Consider the following 15,363-nt stretch of genomic DNA (forward strand, 5'->3'; position numbering starts at 1 on the left):
CTACGCCGCCGCCACCGACGTCATTGCGCACCCCTGACAACCACCTGGCACACATATTCCCGCGAGCAGGGTCATTGGGCGCCATCATTCGTTCGTGCAAATCCGCCGTCTCGTATTGGCGCCACCACAACGGATACGCCGAATTCGGATGGCAGGCGCGTTTTTATGATCGCATCATCCGCACCCAACGCGCCCTGCGCATCGTTCGCCGATATATTGCCAGAAACCCGGCAAAATGGAGACATGACCGGAATTATCCCGAACAAAGAGGCAAATCTTCGCCATAAATATCTTCGCGCCTTTGCGTTCGCCTGTCTGAGACACCTGCTAAACCCGCCGCGGCATGAACACGGTATAGTCGAAGTCGAGCACCACTGCCGGGTCGTAGGCGCCATCAGCGTTCTGGTACGGGAAGTCATGGCATGGGCGGTCCTTGGCAGCAACGGTGCGCACCCGCAGCGCGCCGATGTCCGAACGCCCCGGAATCTCCATCTTATCGAGGATTTCTGACCAGGCGTAGATCGTGTCGCCGGCGAAACTCGGGTTGGTGTGGCGGCCGCTGTTGATCGCGGCGATGCTCAGCGCGTTCGCCAGCCCGTTGAACGACAGCGCGCGCGCCAGGCTAATGACATGCCCGCCATATACAATCCGCCTCCCAAAACGCCCCTCCTTCTCGACATGCTGGTTGAAATGCACCCGCGCCGTGTTCTGGTACAGGCGCGTCGCCTGCATGTGCTCGGCTTCTTCGATCGTGACGCCGTCAACGTGGTCGATCTTCTCGCCAACCTCGTAATCTTCCCACAGATACGGGCTTCCGGCGCGCGCCAGGTCGTACTGCCCCGGTTGCAATCGGTAGGGAACGGTCAGATCCGCTACAGCAACCGACTCCGGCAATGTCGGCACAACCGTTTCTGGCGCCGGGGCGTTCAGATCGCGTTTGCGCACCATAACCCAGCGTATGTATTCGAGCACCATTTCGTTACGCTGGTTGACACCAACTGAATGGACGTACACAACGCCGGTTTTGCCGTCTTTGTTCTGCCGCAGCCCGATAACCGTCGAGGTGGTCGAAAGGGTGTCGCCGGGGTACACAATCGTGCCGAAGCGCCCGCCTGCATATCCGAGGTTGGCAATTGCATTCAGCGAGATGTCGGGCACGGTCTTGCCGAACACGATGTGAAACACCAGCAGACTATCGATCGGCGCCCGCTCCAGCCCCAGCGTTTGGGCAAACGGCATCGAAGACGTCAGCGCAAACCGCGACCCGTAGAGCGATGTGTAGAGCGCCACATCTCCTTCGGTAACGGTGCGCGGCGTAGCGTGAACGATCTCCTGTCCCAACCGAAAGTCCTCGAAGAAATTGCCGGGATTGGTTTTGATCGTCATGCCGCCCTCCTCTCTTCAAAGACCATACGCCTGCGCCAGGTCGGGGTCCTTCTTCGCAATCATGCGCGCCAGATCGACGATCACCTTCGCCTGCTTCCAGGTTGCGTCGTCCTGCATCTTGCCGTCGATCATGGCGACGCCAGATCCATCGGGCATGGCGTCGAGGATGCGTTTGGCGAACAGGACTTCATCGACATCGGGGCTGAAGACGCGCTTGGCAATCGGAATCTGGTTCGGCGCAAGCGACCAGGCGCCGGTGCAGCCGAGGAGGAAGGCGTTGCGGAACTGAGCCTCGCAGGCGGCTTCATCCTTGATGTCGCCGAACGGCCCGTAGAAGGCGCGCAATCCGTGGGCAACGGCGACATCGACCATGCGCGCAATTGTGTAGTGCCACAGGTCTTGCTGGTAGAAGGGACGATGCTCCTGCCCTTCCTGCGGATCGGCAAGGACGCCGTAGAACGGATGCCCGCCGCCGACGCGGGTGGTCTTCATGCCGCGTGACGCCGCAAGGTCCGCCGGTCCCAGACTGAAGCCGTGCATACGCGGGCTTGCGCTGGCAATCGCTTCCAGGTTCATCATCCCCTGCGCCGTCTCCAGCAGCGCGTGGATCAGGATCGGTTTCTGGATCTGGTGCTTCGCCTCCAGTAGCGCCAGGTACTGATCGACGAAGTGGATGTCCCATGGACCTTCGACCTTCGGGATCATCATGACGTCGAGTTTGTGGCCGACGGTGGCGACAATTTCGGCGATGTCGTCGAGGACCCAGGGGCTGTTGAGCGCATTGACCCGCACCCAGAGCGCCGTATCGCCAAAATCGGTCGTGCGGGCGACTTCGATGAACCCGGCGCGCGCTGCTTCTTTCGCATCCATCGGGATGGCATCTTCCAGGTTGCCGCACAACACATCCACCTGTTTCGCCACTTCGGGAATACGGGCGCGGATTTTCTCGACATGCGGCGGGAAGAAGTGGATCACGCGCTCAGGACGCACCGGCAATTCGCAGATCGGTTGCGGCGCGCCAACCGCCAGCGGTTTGTAGAAGTGAATGGGAAGTTTCATACTGCCTCCTTACGGGTCTTCAGGTCCGGCGACAATCCCTTCATCATGCAGTTTGCCGACTTCGCCCTCACTCAAGCCGAGCACCTCCAGCAGAATCTCGTCGGTGTGCTCGCCGAGTCGCGGCGCGCGCTGCGCCGGCAGCCGCAGCATTTGGCTGAAATCGAGCGGCGAAGCGGGCGCGAGATACGTGCCGATGCCAGGTTGTTCGACCATGCTGAACATTGGATTGTCCGTCGAGCAGTCGGGGTCTTGCGCAATGGCTTCGCGCACCGTGCGGTATGGACCCCAGGTAACGCGGTGCTCCTCGAAGGCACGGCGCACCTCGGCAAACGTGCGCGCGTGGAACCAGGGTTCCAGCAGGGCGGCAATCTCTCTCCGCGCGCGAAAACGGTCGCCCTCGTCGTTCATGTCGAGACCAAGGCGTTCCCCGAGCGCATTGAAAGCGTCGGTCAGCCCGGTTGCCTTGCCGAGCGCCTGCCATTGCAGATCGGTCAATCCCACCACCATCACCCGTTTGCCGTCAAGGGTCTCGAAGTCGCGCCCAAACGCGCCGTAGAGGTAGTTCCCCTGTTTGGGGCGGTCGGCGTCGTTGATCATTACCTCGGCGATCATACCAAGATGACCAATCATCGCCAGCCCGACATCCTTCAGCGCCAGTTTGACCAACTGCCCTTCGCCGGTGCGCCGCCGGTGACGTTCGGCCGCCAACAGACCGAGCGCAATCATCTGACCGGTGACAATGTCCCACGCTGGCAGCACATGATTGACCACCTCCGGCGAGGTGAAGGGACCGGTCATAAACGGCAGCCCCAACTGCGGGTTAACCGTATAATCGACCTCCGAGCCGCCATCGCGCCGCCCCAGCAGGTTGACCATAATCAGATCGGCGCGATGCGCCTTCAGCGCCTCATAACTGAGCCAGCCGCGCGCCGGGAAATTCGTGATGAACAATCCCGCTTCGTCGCCGGGTGCGCAGATCAGGCGGGTCAACAACTCCTGCCCGCGCGGGTGACGAATATCGACAGCGATCGAACGTTTGCCTTTATTGAGACCAGCCCAGAACAGGCTCTGTTTACCGTTGAGGGTCACGGGCCAGCGCTTGTAATCGAGCCCGCCGCCAATCGGATCGAAACGGATGACATCCGCGCCCAACTGCGCCAGGGTCATCCCGCCGAGCGGCGCGGCAACGAATGCTGAACCCTCGACGACTCGCATGCCACTGAGGATACCGTTCATTCTTCCCACCTTCAACGTTCACTCGCACGCATTCAGACCTTTGAGGTTGGGACGCGGGCAAACAGGGAACAAGGACCGTTCCGCAAACGAGGTTCCTTTGCAGACCTTGATCAGCGGCGGAGACCTCAAAGGTCAAATACCCTCTCGCCTCTCGCCGCGCACCTCTCGCCGCGCACCTCGCACCTCTTGCCTCCCGGTCAAATCACCCGTTTAGCGCGCAATTCGCCGATCTGTTCGTCGCTCATCCCGAGCACCTCTTTGAGCACCTCATCGGTATGCTCGCCGAGCCTGGGACCGGGACGCCTGATCCGTCCTGGCGTTTCCGACAGTTTGGGCACCACATTTGGCATGATGATCGTTTCGCCGAGATCCTCCACATCGACAGCGACGAGATTGCGCCGCGCATGCACCTGGCGATTGCCAAAGATATCGGCAATATCGTTGAGCGGCGCAGCTGGAGTGGCGGTCGCATTGCAGCGTTCCAGCACCTCGGCGCGGGTGAGCGAACTGCACCAGTCGCGCACGATTTCGTTCACATCGTTTGCATGCTCGAGGCGTATCTTCTGCTCGCCATAGATGCTCGACGACGCCAGTTCGGGGCGGCCCATCGCCTTTGCCAGCCGCGCAAACAGTTTGTCGGTGGCGCAGGAAATAGCGACCCATTTGCCGTCTTTGGTCTGAAAATGACCATGGGGACAGGCAAAGTCGTTGTGGTGCGGTCCATGCCGCTTGCGAACTTTTTTGTACATGCCGTAGGCCGGTACCAGTTCATCGCTACAGCGGAAGACCGATTCGTAGAGCGCCGCATCGATATACTGGCCACGCCCGGTTTGCTCACGGTAGCGCAGCGCCAGCAACACCCCGATGCACCCGTACAACCCGGTCATATAATCGCCAAGCGTCGTCGAACCCGGTGTGACCGGCGTACCCTTTGGCATACCAGCCATGTACGAGATGCCGCCAACCGCATGAGCAATACGAGCAAACCCCGGCCGATCCTTGTACGGTCCCGTCTGACCATAGCCGGTTACGCGCAGCATGATCAGACCCGGATTGATCTGGCTGAGCGTGTCCCACCCCAGTCCCCACTTTTCCAGGGTGCCAGGGCGAAAGTTCTCGCACAACACATCGGCTTTTACAACCAGGTCCTTAAACAGTTGCGCACCTTCGGGATGTTGCAGGTTGAGAGTCACCGAACGCTTGTTGCGCGACTCGCTGAGCCAGGTCAGTGTATCGCCACGCATCGTTGGCGTTCCAAAACGACGCAGGGCATCGCCTCCAACCGGATGCTCGACCTTCAACACATCTGCGCCGAATTCGCCCAGCAGGGTGGCGCAGAACGGTGCAGCAATAACGGTCGCAGCATCAATCACACGAATACCTGCCAGCGGCAGGGTGCTTGCGTTTCCATCCATTGCAGCTCACCTCGCACTAGATAATCTTTCGACTGCGCAGATGCTTGATTTCCTCCGCCGAAATGTTGAGCAGTTCGCGCAAGACCTCATACGTGTCATTACCGAGCGGCGGACCCAGATTCGTAATGCGTCCCGGCGTTTCGGAGAGGGTCGGCACGACATTCGGCACAACGACCTCGCCAACGCCTTCCGCTTCGACACACGCCAGATTGCCGCGCGCTTGAAAATGTTCATCGTTGAAAATATCGGCGATACTGTTCAACGGGCCAATTGGAACTTCTTTTTCGAGGCAGCGCCGCATCACTTCATCGCGCGTCAGCGAGCCGACCCACTCGATGGTAATTTGATTGACCGTATCACGGGCCGCCAGCCGTTTACGCTGATCGCCATACAGTTCGGGAGACGCAAGTTCAGGTCGCTCCATCGCCTCTGCCAGACGCTCGAACATTTTGTCGGTCGTACAGGCAATGGCGACCCACTTATCATCTTTGGTACGGAAGTGACCGTGAGGCACGGCAATGAAGCTTCCCGATCCTTCACGCTCACGAATCTTGCCAAACAGACCGTAGGCAGGCGCGATTTCATCGAGCACCCGGAACACAGCTTCATAGATTGCCACATCAATGATCTGTCCCTGCCCGGTCTTCTCCTTGTGATACAGGGCAATGAGGATGCCGATCGCGCCAAACAGACTTGCGATATAGTCGCCAAGCGGCGCCGTGCCCGGCAGCACCGGCGTTTCGCCAGGGAAACCCGCAAGGTACGAAAGGCCGCCAAACGCATGCGCAATGTGCGCAAAACCGGACCGGCGGCGGTACGGGCCGGTCTGACCATACCCTGATACGCGCAGCATGACCAGTCCCGGATTGGCGGCGCGCAGTACAGGCCATCCCAATCCCCACTCCTCCATCGTACCGGGGCGAAAGTTTTCGATCAGGATATCCGATTTCGCCACCAGTTTGAGGAACAGTTCGACCCCTTCCTTTTGGTGCAGATCGATCGTCACCGACTTGCGATTGCGCGCTTCGCTGAGCCAGGCGAGGCTTGCATCGTGGCGAACGGTAGGGGTGCCAAAACGCCGCATCGGATCACCGCCAATCGGATGCTCGACCTTCAACACCTCGGCGCCGAATTCACCTAGGATCGACGCCGCATACGGACCGGCAAGAAAGTTGCCAACGTCGATGACCCGAATGCCACTGAGCGGCATGCGATCGTGTTCAGGCGGTCGATCAGGTAATGGCATTGGTGCAACATATGCGCCACTGCTGCTGATCGCATGCGCCACAGGCTGTTCGGGTGATGATGCAGACGCTTCGCCGGTTGTGGCATCACCTTCGCTGAGCGCCTCGGATGCCGCTTTCTCCGGCGCTTCTTCGGGAGTCGGCGCCGGAGCGTCAGCGCTCTCCGTTGCAACCACCGCCTGACTCGCTGCTTTTGCCGAACGCGCCCCTTTTGTCATCGTTCTGCCTCCCATCGATCATCAGGAATGCGAGATACAAACAGATTCTCCACCAGCGGCGCCTGCATCTATGCGCGGCACGTGGGTGTTGCCGGGAAGACCTGTCTCGGATGTGGGGTGATGCATGCAAAATGCGGAGAATAGTGTATCATATGAGTAAAATATTGGCAACTGCCGGTCTCAAATCGTAAACCCGCGCGGCGGAAACGTCGAACGCGGCGCATCGAGATGTGTCAGAGGGGCAGGTGGCCGATGGAAAGGCGACACGTCCTGACCCCAACCCCTTGACCGTAACAAAGGAGGACAGGGATGAGCTCAGAAGACCTGACAGCCTGGATTGGTCGGACGGAGCGCGTCGAGGATGACATCAGCCCCGCGCAGGCGGCAGCGGCGGCGGCGATGCTCGAACCTCCCCCGCCATTACCGACGAAAGGCGCGGCGCTTCCACCACTGTGGCACTGGTTTTACTTCCTGCCGCGTGCGCCACAGTCGCAACTCGGCATCGACGGTCACCCGCAGCGGGGCGGCTTCATTCCTCCCATCCCCTACCCGCGTCGCATGTTCGCCGGTGCACGCATCCGCTTCCATCAACCGCTCATCATCGGTCAACCTGCCCGGCGTGAGGGGGTTATTCGTAACGTCGCCCACAAATCGGGGCGCAGCGGTCCACTCGCATTCGTGACCGTCGGCTACAGCATTTACCAGGACGATACCCTCTGTATCGAAGAGGAGCAGGACATCGTCTACCGCGAACCTGGCGCGCCTGTGCCGGCGCCTGTGCCGGCAGACCTGCCGCCGCCGCCGTCGGGCGCGTGGGTGCGCACCGTGACTCCCGATACTCGCCTGCTCTTTCGCTTCTCCGCCCTCACCTTCAATGCCCACCGCATCCACTACGACCGCCCTTACGCAAAGCACGAAGAAGGGTATCCCGGATTAGTCGTCCACGGTCCGCTGACTGCCGTGCTGCTGATGGAATTGGCGCGCCACAACGTCAATCGCCCAATTGTCGGGTTCAGTTTTCGCAGCCAGGCGCCACTGTTCGACCTGGCGCCATTCCGGTTGATCGCCGTGCCCGCCGGGGATCGTGTCGAACTTGAGGCGCAGGGACCCGATGGCGCTACAGCTCTCAGCGCCGTGGCGGAACTGGAGCAGGTTGAAGGTTGAAGGTGCGAAGGTTGAACGTTGAAGGTAGGAAGGTGAAGCGAGGCAAGAGGCAAGAGGTGAGAGGCGAGAGGCAAGAGGTGAGAGGTGAGAGGCGAGAGGCGAGAGGCAAGAGGTGAGAGGTGAGAGGCGAGAGGCAAGAGGTGAGAGGCGAGAGGCAAGAGGTGAGAGGTGAGAGGCGAGAGGCAAGAGGTGAGAGGTGAGAGGTGAGAGGTGAGAGGGTTGCAGGCGGGAAGGTAGAAGGTGGCAAGTGAGTCCCTACTCCCTACTCCCTGACCTATTCCTGGTCCTCGGTTCTCAGTTCTCAGTTCTCCCATGGACCTCAACGACGAAACAAAGGCTGAGTTGATCCAGACGGCCCAATCGCTGAAAGGCAGCGAACGCCGGATCTTCATGGCGCGCACCGTTCGGGCGTTGGGTCCCGGCGGGCAGCGTCTCGCCGAACGCGAACTTGGCTGGAACCGCGCAACCATCCGCAAGGGCATGCGCGAACTCGAGAGCGGTCTGACGTGCATAGACGCCACCCATCTCCGGGGACGCAAACCGGTCGAGGCGCGTCTGCCCAATCTCCTGCACGACATCCGCGACCTGGTGGAAGCCTGGCGCCGCAATCACGCCGAATGCCGCAGCGACGCCCGGGCGCCCTGCATGAGCGTCGAAGAGGTGCGCCACGCTCTGATTGAACAGAAAGGGTACCACCCCGACGATCTCCCCTCCATTCAGACTATCGCTGCCCGCCTGCGCGCGCTTGGATATCGCCCGCGCCGCTCGATGCGCTATCTTCATCGCAGGCGTCGCCAGCAATAACTGGGATGCTCAAAAAGTATAAACTTGATCAAACCACAATTTTCCGTAGCAATCTTTTTATTCATCTTCCTGACAGCTTCTGTTACACTCTCGATCACAACGATATATCCTTTCTCTGCAAATCTCGAAATGATACAAGTCAGTATTGACGGCGAGAAGATGACAGCGACGCTCTGCTGTGATCGTGTGTTCACTTCCGACAGACAGACTGGCGGCTGTACCCCGTTTTGTGCCCTCCGCCACGGATATGCGAGAGGGAATGCGCCAGAAGGATCGTTCATATCCGACGACCGTATCTGTGTCTGCGCGAGTAACGTCTGAGATTCGCTTTGTCACGCGCAGCGAGACGTCTGGTTGATCCTGTCGCGGGACGCAGAACGTGCGGTTCTGTTACCTGTCGCTTGCAGCACATGCCGTGCGTCAAAGCATTGCGGCCGCATCAGATACCGCCGCTGATGCGCAATGGCGCCGTATGCTCATCCACATCTCTGTTCCGTCTATCGGTATCCGACGATACGTGAGGGAGGTCAGTCGCATGGAAGCGGAAATGCACGCTTTTGTTGACTCACTGCGCAAGAACATCACTGCCGAGGACATGGTCAATCTCGAAGCCTGTATGGACTGTAAGATGTGCGGGGAAGCCTGCGCATGGTATCTAGTCACTGGCGACGAAAAACTACATCCCACCCACAAAACCGGACTGATACGCCAGGTCTACCAGCGCTACATGACGATCGAGGGACAGATCGGCGGCGCTCTTGGGCTGATCCCCACTCCGACGGTCGACGACTTGAAGGAAAACATGCGTTATTTCTGGGCATGCACGGCATGCGGGCGCTGCACGCTCGCCTGCCCGGCGGGTATCAGCACACGCCGCATTGTGCGTCTTGCGCGCGCCGCCTATGCCGACTCCGGCTTGAGCCACGCCAATCCAACGATCAAATCGATTATCGACAACACCGAGCGCTACCGTCACAGTTTCGGCTTGACCATCCCGCAGGTGATCGGACGGGTTGGTCTGTTCCTGCGCAGCGAAGGGATTGAAGTGCCAGTCAATGTGCACGGTGCCGAACTGCTCTTCGTCTGCCCGGCGGCAGGCAATACCAAAATCCCCGATTACGGCATCAAAATGGTCAAAATCCTCAATGCCGCGGGGGTCAGTTACACCATCTCTCCACGTGTCATCGACACCGGCACCGAGATCGACCACATTGCAGTTCACCACAATCTCTCGAAGCGGATGCTGGAAGAGTGGGAAGAGGAAGCGGATCGGCTCGGCGTCAAGAAAATCCTGCTGGTCGAATGCGGCTGCGACGCGCGTACACTCTACGCCGAGGCGTCGGAAGTGCTCGGACGCCCCTTCCGCTACCCGATTGTGAGCGTCGATATTCTCATGCTCGACCTGATCCGGGAAGGACGTCTGCCGATTGAAAAGACCGACCTGAAGGTCACGCTGCACGACCCGTGCTACGCCACCCGCCTCTCCGGGTTGGGCGACGTGTTCCGCGACCTGTTGCACCTCGTGACCAACAACTTTGTCGAGATGACCCCGAATCGCGAGCACAACTACTGTTGCAACGGTGGCGCCGGCGGCATGCGCCTGCCTGAAAACACCGATCTGCGGCGCAAGATTTCGGTGCTGAAAGCGAACCAGATCCGCGCAACCGGCGCCGAGTATGTCACCTCGCCGTGCGTCGTCTGTACACTGTCGCTGGAAGACACCTGCCGCACGTATGGGCTGGCGCAACCTGACGAACGCATGGTGCTGGTGTTGTTCGAGGTCGTCTACGAAGCCATGGAATCGGCGCTGGCGAAGCGCGGCGAACTGGACCGTATGTATGTTCCGGCGGAATTGCGCCACCGCGATCCCGATTTCTTCCTGGAACACAGTATCGAAGGGCGGATGGCAGCATTGATGCAGATGCCGGAGTTCCCGGCGCTGCTCGACTGGCTGGAGCGCGATGAGATCGTCCAGCGTTTCGCCAAAGACCATCCGCAGGTGCATGATCATTTGCGCGCACTGCGCGACATGGCGATGCCGACGATACCAGCGTCGCGGACGCGAGCCGTGACGAATCAGTAATCGTTCAGTTCTAGAAAGGGAGGCGGATCATGATCATCATCGATGTGCTGAATATCATCGCGCCGATCGCCATCGCCGTTCTTCTGATCGGCGTCGGGGTGCGGTTGGGGCGGCTCGTATGGGCGCTTGTGACGCGACGACGATTTCGCGGCGTGTCTCCAACCTTCGAGCGCGCGCCGCGCCGCCTCGGGTTCTTCAAGGCGCTGCACGCCGTACTGTTCGGTCCGATCCAGCATTTCTACAAACGCGCCAACCCGACGTGGGGACGCGGCTATCTCTACTACCACATCGCCATTATCACCAAGGTCACCGGGTATACGTTGTCGGCGCTCATCGTCTTTGCGCACGTTCTGTTCGGCAGACCGGTGCCGGATGTGGCATTGCATGTCGAGGAGAGTTTCAACTACACGCCGGCAAACCTGCTAGCGCTCATCTTCGGCAACGGCGAGGCGCTCCAGTCACACTTCCTGTTCGGTGCTGCCGCACCCTATTTCGTGGGCATCACGTGGATCGCCGTCGGGTTTGCAGTGGCCGGCAACCTGCACTTGATGGTCACATTGCTGCGGCGACAGAGCGGCGCAGTCGTGGGAGATATCGACGACGCAGCGCGCGGCATCCGCACGCCAGGACGTCTGCCGTGGGATCGGCTCCTGGTGCGCAGCATCATTTTCTGCATCATCTGGACAGAACTGTTCGCGCGCTTGAATGTGGTGCATGGCATCGTCTACGTCCACGCGCTGCTGGGCCTGGCGCTGTTCACGCTGCTGCCATTCACGTACCTGTTCCATATGATCTACAATTTCATCGCCGTCTACTATGCCGTGCAGCGCCGCATGGCACGCACGATCGCATAAATCTCGAAGAGCGGGCGCCGGCATGCGTTGGCAGGCGGCTGCGCCCTTGCCCCCGGTGGGACGCATGCCCGGAGCCAGCCCCGCTGACGCAGGGCTTCGTGCGCTCAGCGCGGGCGTTCACGTCCGCGCGGCGCCGTCGGCCAGCAACGCGATGGTTCCTGGCAATGCATGCCGGCGCCATCGAAGAGCGGACGCCGGCATGCGTTGGCAGGCGGCTGCGCCCTTGCCCCCGGTGGGACGCATGCCCGGAGCCAGCCCCGCGTCAGCGGGGCTTCGTGCGCTCAGCGCGGGCGTCACGTCCGCGCGGCGCCGTCGGCCAGCAACGCGATGGTTCCTGGCAATGCTTGCCGGCGCCATCGAAGAGCGGTTAACTTGCATCTCCGCCAGGAAACGTGTATAGTACGAACAGCGCGCAGTGGCGCTGTTCTCCGCGTGTATCCTGATCCATCTCCATGACGATGACCGTCACCGGCGATGGCTGATGAGGTCAAGGAGGCGTCCTTGAGTATCAGAAGCGCCGATTTACTCTTTACACCGATTCCTGAACGGATCGCCCGTCTCCGCAATCTGGCGTACAACCTGTGGTGGAGCTGGCATCCCGAAGCGCAAGACCTTTACCGCCACATCGACGCTGATCTCTGGGAAGAGGATTACCACAACCCGGTCGATTTCCTGCGCGATGTGCGCCAGCGCAAACTCGAAGCCGCCGCTGCCGACCCGGCGTACCTGGCTCAGTATGATCGGGTCATGGCGGCGTTCGACCGGTACATGGCGGCTGAGGACACGTGGTACCGCCGCACGTTCGGCAATGGCAACGGCAATGAGGTGACGATTGCCTACTTCTCAGCAGAGTTCGGCCTCCACGAGTCGCTGCCGATCTATTCGGGCGGCCTTGGCGTGCTGGCAGGCGACCACGTGAAAGAGGCGAGCGACCTGGGGTTGCCGTTCGTCGCCGTCGGGTTCATCTACCCGCAGGGGTATTTCCGGCAGCGGTTGGACCAGAGCGGCTGGCAGGAGGCGATCTATTCCAAACTCAATTTTGCCGACATCGCCGCCATGCCCGCGCTGACCGCCGATGGACGCGAGGTGGTTGTCGAGGTCGATCTGCCCGGTCGCACCATCTATGCCAAAGTCTACCGTATTCAGGTCGGACGGGTGTCGTTGTTCCTGATGGACACGGACATTCACCCGAACAGTCCGCAGGACCGCGAACTCTCGGCGCGTCTGTACGGCGGCGATCAGGAAATGCGCATCGCTCAGGAAATCGTGCTGGGTATCGGTGGGGTGCGCGCGTTGCGGCAGCTCGGCATTCACCCGAATGTCTGGCATATGAACGAAGGACATTCGGCGTTCCTGGTGCTCGAACTGGTGCGCGAGAAAGTTGCACAGGGCATGCCGTTCGATGAAGCGTGGCGCGATGTGCGCGCACAGTCGGTTTTCACCACACACACGCCGGTTCCGGCGGGCAATGATGCCTTCCCACCCCACCTGATGGAGAAGTACTTCGGTTCGTTCTGGCCCCAACTCGGTCTGACACGCGAGCAATTCTTCAACATTGCACTGCAACACCAGCAATGGGGACCGACCTTCGCCATGACCGTGCTGGCGCTGAAGGGATCGCACGCGCACAACGGCGTAAGCAAACTGCACGGTCACGTGGCGCGCAGCATGTGGCGCTGGCTCTATCCAGGCGCAGCGCAGGACGAGGTGCCAATTACCTCAATAACTAACGGCGTCCATAGCAGCACATGGCTGGCGCCCGCCATGCGCCGCCTGTATGATGAGGCGCTTGGTCCCGATTGGGAAGAAGAACTCGACAATGTTGCGCTCTGGGCGAACGTGCGGAATATTCCCGATGAGCGGTTGTGGGAAGTGCGGCAGGCGCTGAAACGAGACCTTGTTGCCGTCGCGCGTGAACGAGTTCGCCAGCGTCACCTGCGATTGGGATCACCGCCGCAAATCTGGCCCGTGCTCGACGAAGAGATACTCACTATTGGCTTTGCTCGCCGCTTTGCCACCTACAAACGTGCGACGCTGCTGTTCCGTGAGCCAGAGCGCCTGAAGGCGTTGCTCAACCGCAGCGACCGTCCGGTGCAGATTATCTTTGCGGGCAAGGCCCATCCGGCTGACGATCCGGGGAAGCTGTTCATCCAGCAGGTCTATCAGATGTCCCAGCAGCCCGGGTTCCTTGGGCGCATCCTGTTCCTTGAGGAGTATGACATGGCACTGGCGCGCGCGCTGGTGCAGGGAGTGGATGTCTGGCTCAATACGCCGCGCCGTCCGCACGAAGCGAGCGGCACCAGCGGGCAGAAGGCAGGGTTGAACGGCGTCGTCAACGTTAGCATTCTCGATGGCTGGTGGCCCGAAGCGTACAACGGCAAAAATGGCTGGGCAATCGGCGAGGAGCGTGAATACAGCAGTCAGGATGAGCAGGACTGGCACGACTCGCAGCATCTCTACCGCATTCTGGAGCAGGAAGTCATTCCGACGTACTACGACCGCGGTTCCGATGGCATTCCGCATCGGTGGCTGGCAATCAGCAAGGAGTCGATTGCCACAATTGCGCCGGTATTCAGCACCCGCCGCATGGTCAAAGAGTACGTGACGCGATTATACCTGCCTGTGGCGGAAATGCAGGCGTAGGAGGCAGGTCTGCGACCTGCCCCCTGTGGTCGCCGCTACGACTGTGAGCGATTGGAGGGGCGCAGCACCGCTGCCGCTATACGGGCAGGTCTCGGACTTGCCCACGCTGTCCTTTCAGGGGGAGGTTTTCTGACAGGCGCGTGTTCGTGCGAGTCGGCGTCTCGCCCGCGCAGGTGGGCTTGCCTCCCCTAGCCTGCGACTTCCGGCGCCAGGCAGTCGCAGCGCGACTTATAGAGCGATCGACCAGATGTTGCACAATAATAGCCCGTGTTGACCGTCTTGCGGCTGACTTGGCTTCGACAGGCTCAGCCAACGTCAGCCGCGCCGCGTCCTTGATTGTCCGGGTTTTGGGTGATCGCTCTATTGAGAAGCACACCGAGAACTCACCTCTGTACACGTCGTCACCGCCCCTCAGCCCGACACGCCCGCCGCGCCTGCCAAAAGGGACGAGGCATCGGTTCACCAACCGACGCCTCGCTCCCAACGATTGGATCCATCCAGATACCAATCAACCCTGGCCCAACCGGCGCTTCAGTTCCTCGAACTCTGCATCGACCGCAGTATCGCGCTCCAGGTTGCGGAACTTGTTCTCCAGCGTATCGCCTTCGAGTTTTGCCATTGCCTCAGCCCGGTCGAGGCGATCATCGACATGGCTTTCGAGCTGATCCAGTTTGTCCATCGCCGAAATACGAGTCGCCTGGCGCACGGTGCGCTGGATCGACTCCTGCGTCTGCGCGCGGTTCTTCTTGGCGATGATCAGGTCACGCTTTGCCTGCACTTCAGCAACGCGCGTCTGCAACTGCACCAACGCCTGCTCCAGTTGCTCGACCTGCTGCTCCTGCGCGTCGGACTGGTCGCGATACTGCTCGTACAATTTCTGCGCCTGCACCTTGCGCGCCAGAGCAGCCTTCGCCAGCGCCTCATCGCCGGCCCGCAACGCCGCCTCCGCCTTGCGATCCCAGCTTTCGGTTTCAGCCAGATACTGCGCTTCCATGCGATTGAGACGCGCCAGGTCCGCCATTGCCGCCGCCACGTTGGTTTTGACCTCGTACTCCTGGTTGTGCAACTGGCGCAGGTACTCGTTCGCCATTTTCTCGGGGTCTTCCGCGTTGTCGAGCAGGGAGTTGATATTGGCGCTCAGAATGTCACGGATACGGACGAAGATCGACATGTCTCAAGCCTCCTTGAAGTTGCTTTCTTTTATGACCGACAAGCGCACCTTTGCCATTTGGGTGGAAGCAGGCGTGTCGCCCGCTC

Annotated in this window: 11 protein-coding genes; 5 read left to right on the forward strand and 6 right to left on the reverse strand. The window is 60.5% G+C overall.

Going from position 1 to position 15,363, the window contains the following annotated elements; genetic code table 11:
• Window positions 1-327: 327 nt before the first annotated feature.
• The 5 genes from AC3EA7_RS06770 to AC3EA7_RS06790 all read right to left on the reverse strand — a co-directional run bounded on the left by AC3EA7_RS06770 (window position 328) and on the right by AC3EA7_RS06790 (window position 6,558).
• Window positions 328-1,386: a MaoC family dehydratase gene (locus AC3EA7_RS06770; RefSeq protein ID WP_488613275.1), complete on the reverse strand. Its 1,059-nt coding sequence runs from the start codon at window positions 1,384-1,386 to the stop codon at window positions 328-330.
• A gap of 15 nt (window positions 1,387-1,401) precedes the next feature.
• Window positions 1,402-2,445, reverse strand: a complete 1,044-nt coding sequence (locus tag AC3EA7_RS06775; protein WP_488613276.1) for an HpcH/HpaI aldolase/citrate lyase family protein — start codon at window positions 2,443-2,445, stop codon at window positions 1,402-1,404.
• Between the two features lie 9 nt (window positions 2,446-2,454).
• Complete coding sequence (locus AC3EA7_RS06780; RefSeq protein ID WP_488613277.1) at window positions 2,455-3,681, reverse strand: 2-methylfumaryl-CoA isomerase; 1,227 nt, start codon at window positions 3,679-3,681, stop codon at window positions 2,455-2,457.
• Between the two features lie 197 nt (window positions 3,682-3,878).
• The gene (locus tag AC3EA7_RS06785; RefSeq protein WP_488613278.1) at window positions 3,879-5,096 is read right to left on the reverse strand and encodes a CaiB/BaiF CoA transferase family protein; all 1,218 of its coding nucleotides are present in this window, start codon (window positions 5,094-5,096) and stop codon (window positions 3,879-3,881) included.
• A gap of 16 nt (window positions 5,097-5,112) precedes the next feature.
• On the reverse strand, window positions 5,113-6,558 hold the full coding sequence (locus AC3EA7_RS06790; protein WP_488613279.1) for a CaiB/BaiF CoA transferase family protein: 1,446 nt from the start codon (window positions 6,556-6,558) through the stop codon (window positions 5,113-5,115).
• Window positions 6,559-6,867: 309 nt separating this feature from the next.
• Between AC3EA7_RS06790 and AC3EA7_RS06795 the strand changes: the two genes are divergently transcribed.
• From AC3EA7_RS06795 to glgP, 5 genes are all read left to right on the forward strand, one after another.
• On the forward strand, window positions 6,868-7,722 hold the full coding sequence (locus AC3EA7_RS06795) for an HTD2 family dehydratase (RefSeq protein WP_488613280.1): 855 nt from the start codon (window positions 6,868-6,870) through the stop codon (window positions 7,720-7,722).
• A gap of 312 nt (window positions 7,723-8,034) precedes the next feature.
• Window positions 8,035-8,526 (forward strand): hypothetical protein, encoded by a 492-nt coding sequence (locus tag AC3EA7_RS06800; protein ID WP_488613281.1) that lies wholly within the window; start codon window positions 8,035-8,037, stop codon window positions 8,524-8,526.
• 547 nt (window positions 8,527-9,073) lie between these two features.
• A complete protein-coding gene (locus AC3EA7_RS06805; RefSeq protein ID WP_488613282.1) occupies window positions 9,074-10,609 on the forward strand; it encodes a (Fe-S)-binding protein in 1,536 nt (511 codons plus the stop codon).
• A 29-nt stretch (window positions 10,610-10,638) separates the two neighbouring features.
• Window positions 10,639-11,463 (forward strand): hypothetical protein, encoded by an 825-nt coding sequence (locus AC3EA7_RS06810; protein WP_488613283.1) that lies wholly within the window; start codon window positions 10,639-10,641, stop codon window positions 11,461-11,463.
• A 501-nt stretch (window positions 11,464-11,964) separates the two neighbouring features.
• Window positions 11,965-14,106 (forward strand): alpha-glucan family phosphorylase, encoded by a 2,142-nt coding sequence (gene glgP, locus AC3EA7_RS06815; protein ID WP_488613284.1) that lies wholly within the window; start codon window positions 11,965-11,967, stop codon window positions 14,104-14,106.
• Between the two features lie 508 nt (window positions 14,107-14,614).
• Here glgP and AC3EA7_RS06820 read toward each other — a convergent pair.
• Window positions 14,615-15,277, reverse strand: a complete 663-nt coding sequence (locus tag AC3EA7_RS06820; protein ID WP_488613285.1) for a PspA/IM30 family protein — start codon at window positions 15,275-15,277, stop codon at window positions 14,615-14,617.
• Window positions 15,278-15,363: the final 86 nt, after the last annotated feature.

This window comes from Roseiflexus sp. (assembly GCF_057785375.1).